We start from the raw sequence: 20,194 nt of genomic DNA on the forward strand, positions 1-20,194 counted from the left end.
AACGATCGTCGGTCCGCAGCCGCGGCCGATGGATTCCTGATCGGCGCTCTGGGTGAGGGGGCGGGACGATTCCTCCTACAGTCTGTACGCGCCTACGTCAGATCCGAGCTTCGTCCCTCCGCCCCCGACAGGCCCTTTCTGCACCTGCCGGGCTAAACATACAAGCGAGGTTGCTCGCGATCGTGCCCGCAGAACAGTTGGATGAATCTACGGCCAGCGGTGACCACCGCGGTGTCGGCGGGGCTTCTTTGGCCCCCGAGCGCAGTGCGGGCACATTCGCGAGCAAGCTCGCTCCTACAAAATCAGGCTTGCAACTTCGCAGTTCTTCGCGTCCCTTGGCGCCCTCCGCGCCTTGGCGAGCACCCAAACCACAGCTCAGATCCTGCTGACGACTCTTCCCTGACGAACGCGCACAAAAAAGCCGGCACAAGGCCGGCTTTTTCGCAGCGTTGTCTGCGACCTCAGGCGTTGAGTTCGTGGATGCGCTTGTTCAGGCGGCTCTTGTAGCGGGCGGCCCGGTTCTTGTGGATCAGGCCCTTGCCGGCCATGCGATCCACCAGCGGCACCGCGCTCTTATAAGCGGCCTGGGCGCCTTCACGGTCGCCGCGCCGCAGCGCCTTGATGACTTTCTTGACTTCAGTGCGCATGCGCGACCGATGCCCGTGATTCCGGTCACGGCGGATATTGTTCTGAAGTGCGCGCTTGCGTGCCTGCGGGGTATTCGCCACGGTTACTGCTCCGAATCGGTCCGGCTCGCGGAAAGCGCGCAATTATGTCCATCTGCCGCCCGCCTGTCAACGCGTATCCGGCATTCGGCTGCTACACTGCGCGGCTTTGCGGTTGGCGGGGCGAATGGCGATGAGCGAGGGACGCGGCGGCGTCTGGCGGACGGGCGGCACGGTCGGGGCGATGACCCTCCTGTCACGGGTGCTCGGGTTCATCCGCGACATGGTGCTGGCCCGGGTTTTCGGTGCCGGGATCGCCACCGACGCCTTTTTCGTCGCCTTCCGGATCCCGAATTTCCTGCGCCGCCTGTTCGGGGAAGGCGGCTTCACCCAGGCCTACGTGCCCGTGTTCACGGAGTACAAGGAGCGCCACGGCCTCGAATCGCTGCGCGACCTCGCGGACCACGTGATCGGCACGCTCGCGGGTGTGCTGGGACTGATCACTGCGGTCGGTGTGGCCGCGGCGCCGGTGCTGGTGCTGATCTTCGCGCCCGGCTTCTACGACGACCCGGCACGCTACGACCTCGCGAGCGACCTGCTGCGCCTGACCTTCCCGTACGTGTTCTTCATCTCGCTGGTGGCGGCGGCCGGTGGGATGCTGCAGAGCTTCTCCCGCTTCGCGGTGCCGGCCTTCACGCCGGTGCTGCTGAACATCTGTCTGATCGGTGGCGCGCTCTGGGGCGCGCCGCAGCTCGACATTCCCATACACGCGCTCGGCTGGGCCGTGTTCATCGCCGGCATCGCCCAGCTCGCGTTCCAGATCCCGTTCCTGGCGAAGATCGGCGTTCTGCCGCGGCCGCGCTGGGGCTGGCGGCATCCGGGGGTGCAGCGCGTGATCGCCCTGCTGATCCCGACCCTGTTCGCGGCCTCGGTCGCCCAGATCAATCTGCTGCTGGATACCCTGATCGCCTCGCTGCTGCAGGCCGGCAGCGTCAGTTGGCTCTATTACGCCGACCGCCTGCTGGAGTTTCCGCTGGGCGTGTTCGGCGTGGCCCTCGGGACGGCGCTGCTGCCGCGCCTGTCGTCGCAGCACGCCCGCACCGACCCGGACGGGTTTCGCCTGACCATGGAACAGGCCCTGCGCCTGATCGCCGTGATCGGTGTGCCGGCGACCGCCGGACTGATCCTGCTCGCCGGGCCGATCCTCGCCACCCTGTTCGGCTATGGGCGGTTTACGCCAGAGGACACCTCGATGGCGGCGATCGCGCTGGTCGGCTACGGCCTCGGGCTGCCGGCGTTTCTCCTGATCAAAATCCTGCAGCCCGGCTTCTTCTCGCGCCAGGATACCCGCACGCCGATGCGGATCGGCGCCGCGGCGCTGGGCATCAACATGATCTTCAACGTGATCCTGGTCGGTACGGCCGTATGGACCGGCTTCCATGCGCCGCACGCGGGTCTGGCGCTGGCAACCTCGATGTCCGGCTGGTGGCACGCATGGATGCTCTATCGACGCCTGACCCACGCGGGCGTCTTCCATCCCGCCGGCGGCTGGGCCGTGTTCGCCCTGCGCGTGGGCCTTGCAACCGCCGCGATGGGCGCGGTGCTGCTGACCTTCAGCGGGCCGTTGACGGCCTGGGGCGATCTCGACTGGCTCGACAAGAGCGGCCGGCTGGCCCTGCTGATCGGGGGTGGGGGGCTGGTCTATCTCGTCACGCTGCTGCTCACCGGCCTGCGACCGCGTCATCTGCTGCGGCCTTAAGCGCTGGATCCGGATCCAGAGCCCCGAGTCCCGGGAAAAACCGGAATGCGCGCGTTCGCCTTCGGCGAAAACGCGCCTACGCCTGCCGCGATCCTGACGCATACCGGCGAGGATGTCAGGAAAAGGCGGGTTCACGCAGAGCCGCAGAGGGCGCAAAGATATAAAGCGTTAAGGTTCGGCTCACCAGCACGCGCAGCTATCTGACCCGTCTGATCACTCGCGCCGGCCTGCCTCCTGATCCCTCGTTCCCAGCATTACTCCGCGGGCTCTGCGGCTCTGCGTGAACCCGCCTTTTTTGCCCCCCGGCGCTCCGGCTGTTCTGGCGAGGACGGGGAACCGGATCGCACCGCGCATTCGGACGGTCTGTTGCCCTATAATGCGCGGTTCGCGCGCATGCCGGAGTCTTGCCTTGGAACTGGTCCGCGGCCGTCACAATCTCAGACCGCGCCACCGGGGCTGCGCCGTCACCATCGGCAATTTCGATGGCGTCCATCTCGGCCACCAGGCGGTGATCGAGCAGTTGATGGCGCGCGCCCGCGCGCTCGGCGTGCCGGGCTGCGTGGTGACATTCGAGCCGCACCCGCGCGAATTCTTCGATCCGCAGCGCGCGCCGGCACGGCTGTCGCGGCTGCGCGACAAGCTGGCGGCGATCGAGCGCCTCGGGGTCGACCGGGTCCTGGTGTTGCGCTGTGACCGCGCCCTGACCGACCTGTCGCCGGAGGCGTTTATCGACGACCTCCTCATCTCGGGGCTGGACGTACGCCACCTCGTCATCGGCGACGACTTCCGGTTCGGCCACAGGCGGGCGGGCGACTTCTCGACGCTCGCGGCGGCCGGCGAACGATTCGGCTTCGGCGTGGAAGCGGCTGCGACGTACGAGCTCGACGGGGCGCGCGTCAGCAGTACGCGGGTGCGCGAGGCGCTCGCCGCGGGCGATCTGGACGCTGCGGCGCAACTGCTCGGCGGGCCCTACACGATGCGCGGACGCGTGGTACACGGCCAGAAGCTGGGCCGGGATCTGGGCTACCCGACCGCGAACATCCCGCTGGATGGCTACCCGCTGCCGCTGACCGGGGTGATCGCCGTGCTAGCATGCACGCCCGACGGGCGGCGACTGCCCGGGGTGGCGAATCTCGGCTGGCGGCCGACCGTGGCGGGCACGCGACCGCTGCTGGAGGTCTACGCGTTCGACTTCTCGGGCGACCTGTACGGCCAGCACCTGGCCGTCGAGCTCGTGGAACGGCTGCGCCCGGAAGAGCATTTCGAATCGCTGGACCAGCTGATCGAGTGCATGCACGACGACGCACGCCGCGCGCGCGAGATACTGCAGCAGCGCGGCATCACCGCATAGATACCAGGCGGTAACGGATAAACCGTAGCCCGGATGCAGGCAACAGCCGTGATCCGGGGGACAACGACGCGGCCCTGGGGAGTGCATCCGGGCCACCCTGATCGACAGCCGCGAATTCCGGTCGCCGCACCGGATCGGGTAGACCGCAGGACCACATCACGTGAGCGATTACAAACAGACGCTGAACCTGCCGAACACGGCCTTCCCCATGCGGGCCAACCTCGCCAAGCGCGAGCCGGAACGCCTGCGGCGCTGGCAGGAAGAGGACATCTACGGGCGCATCCGGGCCGCGCGCGCCGGGCGGCAGCAATTCATCCTGCACGACGGGCCGCCCTACGCGAACGGGTCGATCCACATCGGCCATGCGGTCAACAAGATCCTCAAGGACATCATCGTCAAATCGAAGACCCTGTCCGGCTTCGACGCGCCCTACGTGCCCGGCTGGGACTGCCACGGCCTGCCGATCGAGCACGCGGTCGAGAAGAAACACGGCAAGGCCGCCGAACTCGGTTACAACGCCTTCCGGCGCGCCTGCCGGGCGTACGCCGAGGAGCAGATCGACAACCAGCGCGAGGACTTCAAGCGTCTCGGCGTACTCGGCGACTGGGATCATCCCTATCTGACCATGGAGTACCGCACCGAGGCGGCGATCCTGCGCGCGCTCGGGCGGATCATCGACGGTGGCCACGTCTACAAGGGCCTGAAGCCGGTCCACTGGTGCCTGGAATGCGGCTCGGCCCTGGCCGAGGCCGAGATCGAATACAAGGACAAGCGTTCCGCCGCGATCGATGTGCGCTTCCCTGCGGTCGACCCGGCGGCGCTCGCGGACACATTCGGCGTCGACGCCGGTGGCCGACCGGTGTCGCTGGTGATCTGGACCACGACGCCGTGGACGCTGCCGGGCAACCAGGCGGTCGCCGTGCATCGCGAGCTCGAATACAGCCTCGTCGACACCGGTGACGAGCTCCTCGTGCTCGCCACGGACCTGGTCGAGCCGGCGCTGTTGCGCTATGACATCGACGGCCGCACGGTCGGCCACGCACTCGGCACCAGGCTCGAGCACATGCGTCTGCGCCACCCGTTCGATGAGCGCGACGTCCCGGTCATCCTCGGTGATCACGTCACCCTGGAAGCGGGCACCGGCTGCGTGCACACCGCGCCCGGGCACGGCCAGGAGGACTACGAGGTCGGCCTGGAGTATGGACTGCCCGTGGTGAATCCGGTCCGCGGCGACGGCGTCTTCGCCGAGGGCACGCCGCATGTGGCGGGCATCCACGTGCGCAAGTCGGACGATCCGATCTGCGATCTTCTGAGCGAGCGCGGTGCACTGCTCAGCCGCGTGCCCTACGAGCACAGCTACCCGAACTGCTGGCGCCACAAGACACCGGTGCTGTTCCTCGCCACGCCGCAGTGGTTCATCTCGATGGACGACGGACTGCGCCAGGGTGCGCTGGAGGCCATCCAGGACGTCTCGTTCACGCCTGCCTGGGGCCGCGCGCGCATCGAGGGCATGGTCACCAATCGCCCCGACTGGTGCATCTCGCGCCAGCGCATGTGGGGCGTGCCGATCGCGCTGTTCGTGCACCGCGACAGCGGTGAACTGCATCCGCGGACCGGCGAGCTCATCGAGGCGGTCGCGCAGCGCATCGAGCAGGGCGGGATCGACGCCTGGTTCGATCTCGACCCGGCCGAGCTGCTGGGCGACGAGGCCGAGTCGTATGACCGCGTGAGCGATATCCTCGACGTCTGGTTCGATTCGGGCGTCACCCACGCGGCCGTGCTGGAGACGCGCGAGGAACTGCGCGCCCCCGCCGACCTGTATCTGGAGGGCTCCGACCAGCACCGCGGCTGGTTCCAGTCCTCGCTGCTGTCATCGATCGCGCTGCGTGGCCGCGCGCCGTACGAGGGTGTACTGACCCACGGTTTCACGGTCGACGGCCACGGCCGCAAGATGTCGAAGTCGCTCGGCAACGTGATCGCGCCGCAGACCGTGATGGAGACGCTGGGCGCCGATATCATCCGGCTGTGGGTGGCCGCGGCCGATTACCGCGCGGAGATGGCCGTCTCCGACGAGATCCTCAAGCGCATGACCGATTCCTACCGGCGCATGCGCAATACCGCCCGCTTCCTGCTCGGGAACCTGCACGATTTCGATCCGGCCCGCGACAGCCTCGCCGCCAGCGACATGGTCGACCTCGACCGCTGGGCCGTGGACCGTGCGCTCGCGGTGCAGGACGAAGTCCGGCGCGCGTTCGACGCGTACAACTTCCACCGGGTCTACCAGGCCGTGCACAACTTCTGCTCGGTCGACATGGGCGCGTTCTACCTCGATGTGCTCAAGGACCGGCTCTACACGACCCCGGCCGACAGCAATGCCCGGCGCTCGGCGCAGACGGCGATGCAGCACATCCTCGAGGCGCTGGTGCGCTGGCTGGGACCGATCGTCTCCTACACCTCCGACGAGATCTGGGAGCATATGCCGGGTGCGCGTTCGGGCAGCGTGTTCGAGGCCGAGTGGTACGAGGGCCTGTTCCCGCTGGCGGAAGACGCCGCCTTGGACCGGGCTGACTGGAACCGGATCAAGGAGGTCCGGGCGGCCGTCGCGCGACGGCTCGAGACCCTGCGCAACGAGGGCACGATCGGTTCCGCGCTGGACGCCGCGGTAACGGTCCACTGCGATGCCCCGGTCCGGGATTCGCTGAGCCGGCTCGGCGACGAACTCCGGTTCGTCGTGCTGACCTCGGCGGCGGCAGTGGCCCCGGCCGCCGAGCGGCCGGACGACGCGGTGGCGGATGAGGCCGATGGTCACGAGGTGTGGATCGCGGCCGGGCGCAGCGGGGACGAAAAATGCGCCCGCTGCTGGCATCGCCGCCCTGATATCGGCGGTGACCCGGACCATCCGGACATCTGCGCTCGATGCGTGACCAACATCGCCGGCGACGGCGAGCGCCGCGCCCATGCCTGAAGCGGCCGGCGGCGGTCGTGCAATCGGCGGACCCGCGGCACGAGCGTTCGGGCTGGCCGCGGTGATCCTGCTCCTGGATCAGATCACCAAGATCTGGGCCGTTTCCGCGCTGGAACTCTACCGCCCCGTCGAGGTCCTGCCTTTTTTCAACCTGACGCTGCTCCACAACACCGGCGCGGCGTTCTCCTTTCTCGCGGACGCAGGCGGCTGGCAGCGCTGGTTCTTCGTCGGCCTCACCGCCGTGATCGCCGTCGGCATTACCATCTGGCTCGTGCGGCTACGCCCCGAGGAGCGGCTGACCCGGCTGTGCCTCGCCCTGATCCTCGGCGGCGCCATCGGCAACCTCATCGACCGCGTGCGGCTCGGCTACGTCGTCGACTTCCTCGATTTCCACGTCGCCGGCTGGCACTGGCCCGCCTTCAACATCGCTGACGCGGCGATCAGCTGTGGTGCCGTGCTGTTGATCGTGTTCGGGCTGCTGGGGCGGTCATGATACCGGCTCCGGAGACCTTCCAACGGCCTGGACAGGGTGCCGGATTACGGGCCAGCGGATCGCGAGCAAGCTCGCTTCTACATGATTCCTGCCAGCGCGGTGGGGATTCTCCTGTAGGAGCGAGCTTGCTCGCGATCGCCCGGCCCACCCGTGCGGCACTCCCACCGCGCCTGTTGGGCCACACTGGGGCGCGGCGTTATACTGTATGACCTTCAGCCCGCGCCCCGGAGGCGCGTCCATGGAAATCCTGCTCGCCAAGCCACGCGGCTTCTGTGCCGGCGTCGACCGCGCCATCGAGATCGTCGAGCGCGCTCTCGATATGTTCGGCGCCCCCATCTATGTGCGCCACGAGGTGGTCCACAACCGCCGGGTAGTCGATGACCTGCGCGAAAAAGGCGCCGTCTTCGTCGAGGAACTGGACGCCGTCCCGGACGATGCCACCGTCATTTTCAGCGCCCACGGCGTCTCCCAGGCCGTGGAAGACGAGGCCAACCGTCGTGGACTGCATGTCTTCGACGCCACGTGCCCGCTCGTCACCAAGGTGCACATGGAAGTGAACCGCTACGCGCGCCAGGGCTGCGACGTCCTCCTGATCGGCCACGACGGCCATCCCGAGGTCGAGGGCACGATGGGCCGCTTCGATACGAGTTACGGCGGCCAGATCCGCCTGATCGAGACGGTCGCCGACGCGGAGCAGGTGGAGGTCAACGACCCGGAGAAACTCGCGGTCGTTACCCAGACGACGCTGTCAGTGGATGATACGACCGACATCGCCGAGAAACTGCGCGAGCGCTTCCCGGCGATGGCCACACCGAAGAAGGAAGACATCTGCTACGCGACCACCAACCGCCAGGAAGCGGTCAAGAGTCTGGCCCGACAGGCCGAGGTCATGCTGGTCGTCGGCGCTGCCAACAGCTCGAACTCGAACCGCCTGCGTGAACTCGCGGAGAAACTCGGCTGCCGCGCCTACCTGATCAACGACGCGGCTGAAATCGAGCCGGACTGGCTCCGGGACACGGCGCACGTCGGCGTGACCGCCGGCGCCTCCGCGCCGGAGTCTCTTGTACAGGAAGTCATCCAGCGCCTGGAAAAGGAGGGGGGCCGCACGCAGGAGGCCGGCACCGGGGTCGAGGAGAAAGTCGTTTTCCACCTGCCGCGAGCGATGCGCGCCGCGACGCCGTAATGGCACCGGTCGTCGGCCGAAGCGGCCACCGGTGGATCTTCGCAGCCCCTCAGCGAGACGCCCCTCGCCGTCAGTAAAGGCGTGAAACCGCTCGCGTCAGACCGGCGACCGGCCTACCAGCAGTAATCCTCGTCCGCGCCCTTGGCGCCGGTGTGGCTGATTGTCAGCGTGCCGCAGTCGTCGCTTGTCTGTACGCCCTGCGGCGTGGCCTCCAGTTCAAAGGTGCTTGCGGTGGGCTCACCAGCGGCAAAATCGATCTCATAGAACTCCTGATTCGACGCTTCCGGCAGATCGTCGTCGACACCGCAATCGGCGTCATTGTAGGTGCCGTAGGTCGAAAAGCAGCGCTCAAGCCGCTGCGCCGTGTCCAGCAGCGCATTCTGGCCGTCAGTACGACGCCCGTCCTCCACATAATCCTGGTACGTGGGGACGGCAATGGCGAGCAGTACGCCGAGGATCACCACAGCGATCATCAACTCGATCAGCGTGAAGCCGCGCTGCCGCCGCGACGCCCTGACGTCCGCGCTGAATGTCTTCAAGACCATCGTACATTTCCCCCGTTCAATCCCTTTGCGCCGCCTGCACGACATTCCACCCGGGCGGTGCGATCCGAACAACCTCACCGCAGCTGCCGCCACGACTGCCGGCCCAGGTCGGCCGCGCTCGACGCCTCTTCTTTCTTGCGGATGTCGCCGGAGCTACCACTCAGATACTTGAACTCCGTATCACCCTGGGTATCCAGGATCGCCGGCTGCGTGACGAGATCGTCGAGTTTGACGCCACCGGAATGACCCTGGCCTTCGATCAGGTCCGACTCATCGATACTGCCGTCGTCATTGACATCGAACACGGCATTTTCCAGGCGCCGGCCATTGACCGCGTCCATCTCCATGATCCAGCTGTCGCCGCCGAAGCTGCAGATCTCCTGTGACGGTATATTGGTCACGAAGATGATGCGGTCATTGCGCAGCGTGGCACGGGTGATCACCCGCTCCCCTTCGGCGCCATTCACGGGTGACTTGAGGTCGATAAACCATCCGCGCTGGCTGTCCGAAACCTCCTCATCCGATGTGACACGGAATTCGTCAGAGACGCCGTCCGGGCTGCCCTCATAAATGATGGTCTGCTCCTGCAGATCGGTGTCGCGATCGTCGATCTGTTCGCCATTGCTCGGATCCGGCTCATGCAGCGCGTAGAAACTCTGCACCTGCGACGCGCTGCTCGGCTCATTGTCTCCCACTTCGAAGAATTTGCCCGTACCGAAGTAGATCATCACGCCGCCATCCGGGTGCGGTCCCAACTCGGGCGCCGCGGTGATCGGCTGCGGGTCACCGTCCGGCCCCTCGGCAGTGAACAGCGGTTCAGGCGTATTTCCCTGACTGAAGGCGACGTCCCACTGATTCGTGTTGCCATCACTGACGTCGAACTTCCACATATTACCCTGTGCGTCACCGCCATAGATGTAATCCGTGGTCCGGTCGCCATCGATATCAACCGGCGTGATGCCGCCCAGTCCGTTGGAATCGAAGCCGGAACCCCCCGCCTCGGTGTTGATCTCGACGTAGTTGCCGGGATTCTCCAGCGGCACGAGGAACAGTCGCGCCTGCTCGCTGGCGCTGTTGTAACCGTTGCCGAATATCACATACCACTCATCGTCATTCATGCGCACCACGTACGGCTGGCTCGTGGTGAAGCCGAGTTCCGGATCCGTGAATTCCCAGAGTACGTCGCCGGATCCGAACGTATCCGGTTCGGTGACATCGAGTGCGAAGATGGCCCGGCCTCCGGCGCCCATCCCGCCGGCGAGTATGGTGCGCCAGTCGCCGTCCAGATAAGCATCGCCGGCACGGGGCGAGCCATCAACATAGTAACGGTGCTCATAGTCCGGCGAGGTCAGATTACTGAGCCCGCCAAACGTGTCGTTCGGCACGTAGGCCATGACCTCGGCACCGGTCTCCGCATTGAAGCCGTGCAGCATCCCGTCGTTGGCGCCGACATACAGCACCTCGGTTCGATCCTGTTTCTCTTCCAGGAACGATCGGTAGACATCGAAGCCGCCGTCCGCGGCATCCAGGCGGGAATAGCCGAAGTTGCCCGTACCGACATAGAACGGATCGGAGTTGACGATGTCGCCGAGCGGGCCAGAGCGATCACGGAAATCGCCGCCGTTCTGCGCCTCATCGCTCTGGTCTCCACGCAGGTACTCAAGCCGCTCCTCACCGAGGCCATCGTCATTGTTCTCGATGTCCTGATCAAGCGCGTCCTGCTGCTGCGTGTTCAGATCAGCCCACTCGAAATCGATGCCGGTCTCATTGACCGCATCGTATGTGACGATGTTGCGTGTCGCCTCGGGCGGAATCAGATTGGCCGCGTCCCAGACGGGGTCACCGGTGTCGACACTGCCGTCGCTCGTGTCCACGTCGAGGGCCAGCAGTTGGCCGCTCCAGTCCTCGCTGTCGAAGCGGGCCTGGTAAATGAGCGTGCCCGTGTCGAGGCGCGTCGAGTTCGTTGCCACGGCGGCGGATGAGCCGCGCGTCTGTGCCACTTCCTGGAACGCCTCGGACAGGTCCTCGGCGAGCTGGGCGGGATTCGTGGAGAAGTAATAGTTGTCCGGCAGGCCGTCACCGTCCGGATCCCAGGAACTGCTGTCATCGGGGAAGTCCTTGTCCTTGTTGAAGCCACCCCACTTGGCCGCGTAATACTGCGGTGGCTCAAGCAGATCGGCATCCGAATCACCGATGGAGTAGGTAACCGAGGTCGGAGGGTCGCTCACCTGACAGTCCGTGCAGCCCAACTCTGCAGAAAACGGATCAGCGTAGCTGAAGCCGTTGCTGCCAGAGTGCACCCGGAACCCGTCGCCGTTTGTCCCGTTGATAACATAGCCGAATCCGAGGGCTTGATCGCTCGATTCGGCGAAGCCGTTGGTCGTGACCGTGATCTCGCTATCGGTGATCTGATAGCTCAGAATGCCATTCAGATCCATGTCGTAGTCGCCGCCCTGCTCGCTGTCTTCCCACTGCACGAAGAACGAGCCGGTACCGGCGTCGGTATCCTGCGAGACGACGCGGAAATCCACCAAAGCGCAGTTACTGCCGTTCGCGTTGCGGCAGGCGGGCAGCAGGGTCACCGCCGGCGTGCTCTCTCCCGGCCGCGGGATATCGATCCGCGGTACCGCCGCCGCCAGTGACACGGCGTTGGTCTTCACGGACTGATCGTCCTCCAGCCCCGGGCGCAGATCATTGGTCCACGCGTAGTGTGAGAGCCCGGCCATGTGGTAGGTGCCCTCGAGACGCGGCGCCTCGGGACAGAGCCCGGCCACGTCGCCGAGCGACGAAACGTTCTTTGCGGTGCAGAGCTGGTTGTCGTTCGTCCCCGCTTCGCCGACAAACCAGTCCTCGCCGTGGATGCCTTCACCCTCGCCGACCACATCGGTCAGGTCGCTGACGCTGCTTCCGGCATCCGGGAGGTCGCTCAGGCCGTCATAGTCATCCTCCTCGTAGGAGGCGACCGACGCGTTGAAGTTGATGACATTGGTGGGCGCGCAGAAGTTGTCTTCGCTATACGGGTCCGCCCAGCTCGCCGTTTCCAGATTATCGAGCTTATCGTCCCCGCTGAAACCGAAATCGGGACTATCGGCACCGGCGAGATAACGCAGGCTCTCCAGCAGCATCTCCGACTGCGGGTTGCCCCAGTTCGAGCAGTCCCCCTCACTGAAAGACGTGATACCAAAAGGGCAATCATCGCCGTCGTTGTAGAGACCGTCGTCGTGGTTGTAGCCGTAGATGCGCAGCAGGTCGAGACTGCCGATTATGGACCCGTCGTCCGGCGGCGCGGCGAATGTGCCATCGGTTCCCGTGTTGATCTCATCGGTAATGGTGCCGATGTTTTTTCGCAGTACGCCACCGGACTTGTTGCGCTCATAACTTCCGGTAAACATGCCGAAATGCAGGCGATCCTCATCGCCGAATTCCTGCAGCAGGCCGACAGGCTTGTAGTTGCCATCGGGGTACTGCTTGCAGTCATCCGAGTTGACGAAACCGTCCGCACAGACCTGCACCCGGGCGATATAGTCATTCTCGCCGAGACCATAGGTATCCCGGCGCGGATTGTCGCTGTTGGAGAAAATCCCGGTGATCCCGGCGTCATTGCCGTTGGAGAAACTCTCGCCACCGATTTGCATGCTGGAGTGCCCGGTGCGGCCTTTTTCTTCGAACCAGCGGCATTGCCAGCGCTCATTGGCGGCCCAGAGGCGATAATCCCCTGCGGCGGCGCGAATCAACGGAGGGTCGTCGACATTTTGCGAATAGTTTCCGTCGTCATCGACCGTGGTGTTGCAGAAGGTCACACCGGCGCGCGTGCGGTTTTCGATGTTCCAGTCGTCGTACGCACCACTGCCCTCCGCGCGGCTGACCGCGACACGGAGGTCATCAGTGTCGCGGATCTCCGTTACCACTCCCACCATGCGGGCGCCGGAGCTCTCGCTCACGAGAACCAGCTGATCACCGGTATCCACGTCGCCGCCACTGAGCCCGCTGTCGTCGAACCACTTGATACTGGTATCCACGTTGCGCGAACTGTTACTGAACCCGCTTGTCGCTTCCGGCAAGGCAAACGGAGACAGTTTGGGCAGGTCGGGTTTGTTGTAATAGCGCGGCCATGAGTGCGCGTCGTTGGGCAGATAGGTGCGTTCCAAGACCGTACGATTGCTTTCGTCGGTCGAGCGGGAGCCGCCGTAGAGGATCTTGCGCACGGCATCGATCCGAGCCATGGAGATCCAGTTCAGAAAATTGCCGCTCCACTGATCGCCCGAGCAGTAATTGTCCGCGTCGCTCTCGGCCACGGGCTCGAATACGCCGCCAGAGTAGCCGTAGCACAGCTGGGAATCGAAGTACCCGTAGTAATCAAACTCGTGGGTGTAGGTGTCGTTGGCCTTGCCATCCCCATCGAGGTCGGCGTAATCGGGGTACGCCTCGAAATAGAGCTGATGATCGTTGGAGATGTTGAGCAGCGCGCGTGGCGTTGCACCATCGGTGATGAACAGCGGCACGTCCGAGATATCGAAGTCGGCGATCACCGCACTTGGGGCCGCCAGCGCCAGCAGCGCGGCCGCGGTCGACGCCGTGCGTCGGAAAATCGTGAGTCCCTTGTGCATGACTGATCTCTCCCCCGTACGCGGCAGCGCGCTACGCGCTACTCTTCGCCGTACTTGAACGTGCTCTGCAGCATCACGGTGGCGTCGGGCCCGACGCCCGTACCCACCGCGGTGACGCGGTACATGTACTGTTCCTGGTCGGCCTCTCCAGGGATGAATACGTTGCCCGTGCCCTGAAACGCCTCGATGTCCTCGACGATATAGCGGGCACCGTTGTACGTGCCGTCGACCGAGACCGTCCGGACCTCGTCGTCGTCATCCCAGTCAACCTGTTCCCACTGGGGATCCTCGCCATCACCGTAGTCAGCCTCGCTATAGAAACCCTGCTCCCCGGTGGGCGACGGCGGCACGGTGAAATCATCGAGATACGCCTCGCCATCGCGCAGGGCGGCCTCGGCCGCTTCGAACGCGACCGTACGGGCGTGCAGGTTCCCCGCCATGCGTTCCTGCATGTTGGTTGACTGCATCGCGGTGACACCCAGTATCGTCAGCACCAGCAGCAGCACCAGCGCGATCAACAGAGCGGCGCCACGTTGACCGGTTTCTGAACCGCGGCGGACTTTCACCGACATGTAGCGATTTCCTGACATCACGGCATCCGATTGCGCAGGGTTACGGTGCGATTGAATACGTGATACAGCCGCAGATCGTCATTATTCGCGGCCAACGGGTGCGGCTCATCGAGCACGTCGTCGCGGCTGACCATGGTCAACATCATGCGTACGGCGATGACCTCCGACCAGTCGGAGATAGTCCCCGGATCCTCATAACTTTCGATCTGCTTGTCGTCATTGCTGTCCACGCCGTATTCGAATTCGAGGTCGTGTATTCCCTCGACCAGCTCGTCGGTCGTGCTGCCGTTGTCGAGGACGCGCATCAGCTGGCCGTACCCGTCGCCGTCGGCGTCGTCAACGTAATAGGTGCGCCGGGATAGCTGCATGACCTGGGCGTTGCTGAAGTCATCACCCAGATTCTGGGTGGCGTTACCGGGGCTGCAACCGGAGGTCTGTGTCTGGAGCTGGTTCCCGGAGGCCGGGATGTTCGTGATCTGCGTGGTGGTCGTGGTTCGACAGTTGGTTACCTGAACGATGTCACAGACCTGGATGCTTCCGGGGTCGTTGACGAACAGGACGACGGATGCGCCGCTGGGCTGGTGGTCCGTCGTCTGCACCATGCCGTCCGCGGGCCGTTCGAGCTCGAGGGCATGGGAAGGATCCATCGGGTTACCGATGCCCGCGTTCTGGTTCGGTGTGACGTCCCAGTCACCGTCCGCGTAGACATAGCCGATGAGGGCCTCTTCACCGCTTCCGTCCTGCCCGTCGTCCGTGGCATTGAGCGTGCTGTTCTGCTGCGGTGTTCGGCCGGCGCAGCTGTTGTAGTCGAGCATCCGCAGATCGCGGGCGATCGCCTCCAGTATGTAGCGCCCGTTCTCCTGGATGCGTGACTGCGCCTGCTGGAAGTCGTAGGTGCGCTTGCTGCCACTGAAAATCTGCACCACCCCGACGCCGAGAATGGTGCTGATGAGCAAAGCGACCATGATCTCGACCAGGGTCAAGCCACGCTGGTGCTGCGGATATCGGTTCACGATAGCGGTCATATCCGTGTCCGGTAGGTGAAGACCTTGCGATCGCCGCTGCAGTCAGTCTCGAGGCTTGGGGCATCCATGCTGCGGTCGGCCAGCCAGCAGATATCGATACGGGCATTGCCGTCGTTGTCCACGTCGACCGCACTGGTGCCCTCGGGCAGCAGATCGGTCAGTGTGGTCCGCCAGTCATGCAGGTCGTTCGCGGCCACGGTGCCGCCACCGCTGCTGGTGTCGTCGTCGAATCCCAGGTCGTACGCGCCGTCGCGCGCCGCGTTCGGGTTGGCACGCATGCGATCGGCGATATCCACGGCGAGTGTCGTCGCCTGGGTGCTCGTGTAGGCACCATGGTTGTAGCGCAGCGAGGTCGCCTGCAGGCCCGCGTACCCCAGCAGCCCGATGGCGATCACCAGCACGGCGACAAGGACCTCGATCAAGGTCAATCCGCGCTGCGTGCGGCGTTCGGGTGTGGCGCGCCTGCTTTGCCTGCCACGATTCATCAACAGTTCCCCCGCTGTACGTTCACGCGCCCCGCGGCATTGATCCCGATTCGCCGCGCCCAGGGTTCCGTGCAGGCGTCAAAGTCGACATCGATCGACTCGCCGTCGCCCGCCTCCGCCTCACCCAGGCTGTCGAAACTGAACGTGCCCACATCGCTGCCGACGGTCACCGCATCGCCCGGCGCCTCCCAGACACGCAGGACCTCGTCCAGAGAGCTGCTGTCGCCAACGAATACGATCCATCCCTGGTCCCAGTCCCCGCCGCCGTTGCAGGTCGCCTGATCGGACGATGCGCAGACCGAGACCGTCTCACTCCGCTTGATCGCTTCGCTGCGCGCCAGATTGAGCGCGCCCACGATATTGTTCGCTTCCGCGGTCGCACGGCTGTCCTGTATGAAGTCGCGGAAGTTCGGAACCGCGATCGACAGAACAACCGCGATGATGATCAATGTCACCATCAGCTCGACGAGTGTGAAGCCACGGAACGGTTTCATGGGGTCGTGTCTAGCACGCTCACGCACAGGGAAAAGTGGAAGCTTTCTGAGCGGGGGCGATTGCACGATGAACGGCGTGTAACTCCCCCGCGAAGGGGGAGCATCGGATACTCACTTCCGAGGGCCTTCGGCCCGGGACACCGATCGGTCAGTGCGCCTCGGCCCAGGTCCGGCCGATGCCGGTCTCCACGAGCAGGGGCACGGCGAGTTCGGCCGCGACACCCATGCGCTCGGCGACCGCGGTGGCGAATGCGTCCGTTTCGTTCTCGGGTACCTCGAGAATGAGTTCGTCATGCACCTGCATGGTCAGGCGCGCATCCGCGCCGCTCGACTGCAGCCAGGCGTCGACGTCGATCATCGCGCGCTTGATGATGTCGGCGGCCGAACCCTGCATCGGGGCGTTGATGGCGGTGCGTTCGGCATACTGGCGGCGCTGGCCGTTGCGCGCGTTGATCTCGGGCACATACAGGCGCCGCCCGAAGACGGTCTCCACAAAGCCCTGTTCGCGGGCGCGCTCGCGGGTGGCGTCCATGTAGGCGCGCACGCCGGGGTAGCGCTCGAAATAGCGATCGACATAGGCCTGGGCGTCGCCGCGCGGGATGCCGAGCTGGCGTGCCAGGCCCCAGGCGGACATGCCGTAGATCAGGCCGAAGTTGATCGCCTTGGCGGCGCGGCGCTGATCGTCCGTCACATGCTCGGGGGTATGGCCGAAGACCTCCGCGGCGGTCGCGCGATGGACGTCGCGTCCGGCGGCGAAGGCCGCCAGCAGGCCGGCGTCACCGGACAGGTGCGCCATGATCCGCAGTTCGATCTGCGAATAGTCCGCCGCCAGAAGCCGGTAGCCCTCCGGGGCGGTGAAGGCCTCGCGGATGCGCCGCCCCTGTTCGGTGCGGATCGGGATGTTCTGCAGGTTCGGCTCGGTCGAGGACAGGCGCCCGGTCGATGCCACGGCCTGATGATAGGAGGTATGGACGCGGCCGGTCCGCGGGTTCACCCGTGCCGGCAGCGCATCCGTGTACGTGGATTTCAGTTTCGCGAGGCCACGGTAATCGAGAATCAGGCGCGGCAGTTCGTGGCCGTCGCCGGCCAGCGTCTCGAGCACATCCTCGGCGGTTGAGGGCTGCCCGCCCGGGGTCTTGCGCGCCGGTGGGATCTGCAGGCGCTCGAACAGGATCTCCTGAAGCTGTTTCGGGGAGTTCAGATTGAAGTCGCCGCCGGCGGCTGCATGCGCCTGGCTCTCGATCTCCCGCAGCTGCTCGGCCAGCGCGCGGCTCTGCTCATCGAGCACGTGCGTGTCGATGGCCACGCCCGTACGTTCCATGCGCGCGAGGACCGGCACCAGCGGCATGTCGATGTTTTCGTAGACATAGTGCGGCCCTTCGAGCGGCGACAGCCGCGGCCAGAGCACCTCGTGCAGCCGCAGGGTGATGTCGGCGTCCTCGGCGGCGTACGGGGTCGCCTCGTCGAGCCCGACCTGATCGAAGGTGAGCTGCTTCTTGCCGGTGCCAGCGATCGCCTTGAACGGCGTCGTTTCCATGCCGAGGTATTTTTTCGCCAGCGAGTCCATGTCGTGGCGCGTGGCGGTCGCGTCAAAGTCGTAGGACTCGAGCATGGTGTCGTGGCGGATGCCGCGCAGGGTCACGCCGTGGTTCGCCAGCACATTCATGTCGTACTTCAGGTTCTGGCCCACCTTGGCCTGCTGCTCGTCCTCCAGCAGGGGCCGCAGGCGGTCGAGCACGTACTTGCGGTCCAGTTGTTCCGGGGCACCCGGGTAGCTGTGCGCGACCGGCACGTACGCCGCATGGCCCGCCTCGACCGCGAACGACAGACCAACCAGTTCGGCGCTCATCGCCTCGAGGCTCGTGGTCTCCGTATCGAACGCGAACAGCTCGGCCGCCTCCAGGCGTTCGATCCATGCGTCGAGTGCGGCCTCGTCGAGGACGGTCTCGTAGTCGGGTCCATCGGCGGTATCGGTGCCTTCGGTCGCGGATGTGGTGGCCTCGTCGCCGGTTGCGCCACCGAGCTGCTCCAGCCAGGAACGGAATTCCATCCGGCCGTAGAGTTCGCGCAGCGCGTCGGTATCGGGCTCCCGGCGCGTGAGATCGTCCGGGCCCATTTCCAGATCGAGGTCGCAGCGGATGGTGACCAGATCGCGTGCCCGGCGCACGTCATCGAGCGCGGCCCGCAGGTTCTCGCCGATCTTGCCGCCGACCTCGTCGGCATGCTCGATCACGCCATCGAGCGAACCGTATTGCGACAGCCATTTGACGGCCGTTTTCGGGCCGCACTTCGGCACGCCCGGGATGTTGTCGGAGGTGTCGCCAACCAGCGCGAGGTAATCGATGATCCGGTCCGGCGGGATCCCGAATTTCTTCTCGACGCCCGCCGTGTCGAGCGTCTCCTGGTTCATCGTGTTCACCAGCGTGACCCGGTCGTCGACGAGCTGGGCCAGGTCCTTGTCGCCGGTCGAGATCAGTACATCGCCGCCATCGTCCCGCTCACGGCAGGCCAGGGTCCCGATCACGTCGTCCGCCTCTACGCCCTCTACCGAAAGCAGCGGCAGACCGAGCGCCTGCACCGTGTGTTTCAGCGGCTCGATCTGGCTCGCCAGATCGTCCGGCATCGGCGGGCGGTGCGCCTTGTACTCGGCGTAGATTTCGCTGCGGAAGGTCGGCCCCTTCGCGTCGAACACCACCGCCATGCGTTCCGGTCCGTAGTCCGCCAGCAGCCGCTTGAGCATGTTGACCACGCCATAGGCCGCACCGGTCGGCTCACCCGCGCTGTTGGTCAGCGCCGGAAGTGCGTGATACGCCCGATACAGGTAGGACGAACCATCAACGAGGATCAGCGGTGGCTTCTCGGCCATGCGGTGCTCCGGTGGGATCGGTTGGCGGATTACTCTCCCGCGCGCGCCAGGGGCCATGCCCGCGCGGGGCTTCGATGGTACACTCCGCCGCTTGTCCCGCAACCGCCGTTCGGCGCCGGCGTTCGATGGCCGTCTATACACCGCTTACCGATGACGACCTCCGGGAGTTCCTCGCCCGCTACGAGGTCGGCCGCTACGACTCGTGCACGGGTATCCGCGATGGCGTCGAGAACTCGAATTTTTTCGTCGCCACCGACCGCGACGAGTTCGTCCTGACGATCTTCGAGAAACACCCCGCTGAAGAAGTCCCCTACTACCTGAACCTGACCGCGCACCTCGCCGAGCACGACGTCCCCTGCGCCCATCCGATCGCCGCCGCCGACGGCAGCTATCTGCAGACGCTGCACGGCAAGCCGGCCGCGCTGATCGAGCGCCTGCCGGGCCGGACGCTGGAGGCCCCGGAGGTCACGCATTGCGCGGCGGTCGGCGACGCCCTGGGGCGCATGCATGTCGCCGGCCAGTCGTTCGGCGAACGGCATCCGAACGGGCGCGGGCCGACATGGTGGTTCCGCACCGGCCGCGAGATCGCGCATCTGCTGGATACGGACGATCACGATATCCTGCTCGACGAACTCGCGTATCAGCGCTCATTCCGCGGTATCGAGCTGCCACGCGGCACCATCCACGCCGACCTGTTCCGCGACAATGCGCTGTTCGATGGCGACCGCCTCGCCGGCATGATCGATTTCTATTACGCCTGCGACGACTGCCTGCTGTATGACGTCGCGATCGCCGTCAACGACTGGTGCTCGGATGATCGGTTGCATCTCGACGCGGCGCGCACGCGGGCGCTGCTCGATGCGTATAACGCACGGCGCCCGTTCGTGCAGACCGAGGGCGAGGCGTGGCCGATGATGCTGCGGGCCGGCGCGCTGCGCTTCTGGCTGTCGCGCCTGGTGGACCTGCATTTCCCGCGCCCGGCCGAGGTCCCGCACGTGAAGGATCCGGACGAGTACCGCGGGGTCCTGCTCGCCCGGCGGGAGACGGCGCCGGATCTTTGGCGGCTGGTGGAGGCCTGAGTCACACCAAGCCCGCCGCCTGACGGCGGGATTCTGGCGCACCGCCCGCTACGGGGATCGCGCGCCGTGGGCCTGATGCGCCCTGACAAGCGGTGCCGGAACGAT

General features: G+C 65.5%; 14 protein-coding genes. 6 read left to right on the plus strand and 8 right to left on the minus strand.

Translation table 11 applies throughout. From position 1 onward, the window contains the following. Window positions 1-461: 461 nt before the first annotated feature. Entirely contained in the window at window positions 462-728 is a 267-nt protein-coding gene (gene rpsT / locus A0W70_RS16025; RefSeq protein WP_070990107.1) for a 30S ribosomal protein S20, read from the minus strand. A 130-nt stretch (window positions 729-858) separates the two neighbouring features. Here rpsT and murJ point away from each other — a divergent pair, with 130 nt between their 5' ends. The 5 genes from murJ to ispH all read left to right on the plus strand — a co-directional run bounded on the left by murJ (window position 859) and on the right by ispH (window position 8,416). Further along, entirely contained in the window at window positions 859-2,424 is a 1,566-nt protein-coding gene (murJ, locus tag A0W70_RS16030; protein WP_075109901.1) for a murein biosynthesis integral membrane protein MurJ, read from the plus strand. A gap of 409 nt (window positions 2,425-2,833) precedes the next feature. Continuing rightward, window positions 2,834-3,775 (plus strand): bifunctional riboflavin kinase/FAD synthetase, encoded by a 942-nt coding sequence (gene ribF / locus A0W70_RS16035; protein ID WP_070990133.1) that lies wholly within the window; start codon window positions 2,834-2,836, stop codon window positions 3,773-3,775. 160 nt (window positions 3,776-3,935) lie between these two features. Continuing rightward, window positions 3,936-6,740: an isoleucine--tRNA ligase gene (gene ileS / locus A0W70_RS16040; RefSeq protein ID WP_070990109.1), complete on the plus strand. Its 2,805-nt coding sequence runs from the start codon at window positions 3,936-3,938 to the stop codon at window positions 6,738-6,740. After that, on the plus strand, window positions 6,733-7,233 hold the full coding sequence (gene lspA / locus A0W70_RS16045) for a signal peptidase II (protein WP_070990111.1): 501 nt from the start codon (window positions 6,733-6,735) through the stop codon (window positions 7,231-7,233). The genes ileS and lspA overlap by 8 nt, the downstream gene beginning before the upstream one ends. A gap of 238 nt (window positions 7,234-7,471) precedes the next feature. Further along, window positions 7,472-8,416, plus strand: a complete 945-nt coding sequence (gene ispH / locus A0W70_RS16050) for a 4-hydroxy-3-methylbut-2-enyl diphosphate reductase (protein ID WP_070990113.1) — start codon at window positions 7,472-7,474, stop codon at window positions 8,414-8,416. A gap of 113 nt (window positions 8,417-8,529) precedes the next feature. Here the strand turns inward: ispH and A0W70_RS16055 are convergent, their stop codons facing one another. From A0W70_RS16055 to polA, 7 genes are all read right to left on the minus strand, one after another. Beyond that, complete coding sequence (locus A0W70_RS16055; protein ID WP_070990115.1) at window positions 8,530-8,961, minus strand: type IV pilin protein; 432 nt, start codon at window positions 8,959-8,961, stop codon at window positions 8,530-8,532. Window positions 8,962-9,035: 74 nt separating this feature from the next. Further along, window positions 9,036-13,568 (minus strand): pilus assembly protein, encoded by a 4,533-nt coding sequence (locus A0W70_RS16060; protein ID WP_070990117.1) that lies wholly within the window; start codon window positions 13,566-13,568, stop codon window positions 9,036-9,038. A gap of 38 nt (window positions 13,569-13,606) precedes the next feature. After that, window positions 13,607-14,140 (minus strand): pilus assembly PilX family protein, encoded by a 534-nt coding sequence (locus tag A0W70_RS16065; RefSeq protein WP_070990119.1) that lies wholly within the window; start codon window positions 14,138-14,140, stop codon window positions 13,607-13,609. Window positions 14,141-14,157: 17 nt separating this feature from the next. After that, a complete protein-coding gene (locus tag A0W70_RS16070) occupies window positions 14,158-15,165 on the minus strand; it encodes a PilW family protein (protein WP_070990121.1) in 1,008 nt (335 codons plus the stop codon). Further along, complete coding sequence (gene pilV, locus A0W70_RS16075) at window positions 15,162-15,650, minus strand: type IV pilus modification protein PilV (protein ID WP_070990122.1); 489 nt, start codon at window positions 15,648-15,650, stop codon at window positions 15,162-15,164. Before pilV ends, A0W70_RS16070 begins: the two co-directional genes overlap by 4 nt. Next, window positions 15,650-16,144: a GspH/FimT family pseudopilin gene (locus A0W70_RS16080; protein ID WP_070990124.1), complete on the minus strand. Its 495-nt coding sequence runs from the start codon at window positions 16,142-16,144 to the stop codon at window positions 15,650-15,652. The genes pilV and A0W70_RS16080 overlap by 1 nt, the downstream gene beginning before the upstream one ends. Before the next feature lie 148 nt (window positions 16,145-16,292). Further along, window positions 16,293-19,010: a DNA polymerase I gene (gene polA, locus A0W70_RS16085; protein ID WP_070990126.1), complete on the minus strand. Its 2,718-nt coding sequence runs from the start codon at window positions 19,008-19,010 to the stop codon at window positions 16,293-16,295. Between the two features lie 125 nt (window positions 19,011-19,135). On the opposite strand from polA, the gene A0W70_RS16090 reads away from it, so the two are divergent. Then, window positions 19,136-20,089, plus strand: a complete 954-nt coding sequence (locus A0W70_RS16090; RefSeq protein WP_070990129.1) for a homoserine kinase — start codon at window positions 19,136-19,138, stop codon at window positions 20,087-20,089. Window positions 20,090-20,194: the final 105 nt, after the last annotated feature.

This window comes from Halofilum ochraceum (genome assembly GCF_001614315.2).
Lineage (GTDB): Bacteria > Pseudomonadota > Gammaproteobacteria > XJ16 > Halofilaceae > Halofilum > Halofilum ochraceum.

Coding starts and splice junctions, on each gene's coding strand:
- murJ (WP_075109901.1), top strand. CDS start 859: ATGAGCGAGGGACGCGGCGGCGTCTGGCGGACGGGCGGCACGGTCGGG.
- lspA (WP_070990111.1), top strand. CDS start 6,733: ATGCCTGAAGCGGCCGGCGGCGGTCGTGCAATCGGCGGACCCGCGGCA.
- ispH (WP_070990113.1), top strand. CDS start 7,472: ATGGAAATCCTGCTCGCCAAGCCACGCGGCTTCTGTGCCGGCGTCGAC.
- A0W70_RS16055 (WP_070990115.1), bottom strand. CDS start 8,961: ATGGTCTTGAAGACATTCAGCGCGGACGTCAGGGCGTCGCGGCGGCAG.
- A0W70_RS16060 (WP_070990117.1), bottom strand. CDS start 13,568: ATGCACAAGGGACTCACGATTTTCCGACGCACGGCGTCGACCGCGGCC.
- A0W70_RS16065 (WP_070990119.1), bottom strand. CDS start 14,140: ATGTCGGTGAAAGTCCGCCGCGGTTCAGAAACCGGTCAACGTGGCGCC.
- A0W70_RS16070 (WP_070990121.1), bottom strand. CDS start 15,165: ATGACCGCTATCGTGAACCGATATCCGCAGCACCAGCGTGGCTTGACC.
- pilV (WP_070990122.1), bottom strand. CDS start 15,650: ATGAATCGTGGCAGGCAAAGCAGGCGCGCCACACCCGAACGCCGCACG.
- A0W70_RS16080 (WP_070990124.1), bottom strand. CDS start 16,144: ATGAAACCGTTCCGTGGCTTCACACTCGTCGAGCTGATGGTGACATTG.
- polA (WP_070990126.1), bottom strand. CDS start 19,010: ATGGCCGAGAAGCCACCGCTGATCCTCGTTGATGGTTCGTCCTACCTG.
- A0W70_RS16090 (WP_070990129.1), top strand. CDS start 19,136: ATGGCCGTCTATACACCGCTTACCGATGACGACCTCCGGGAGTTCCTC.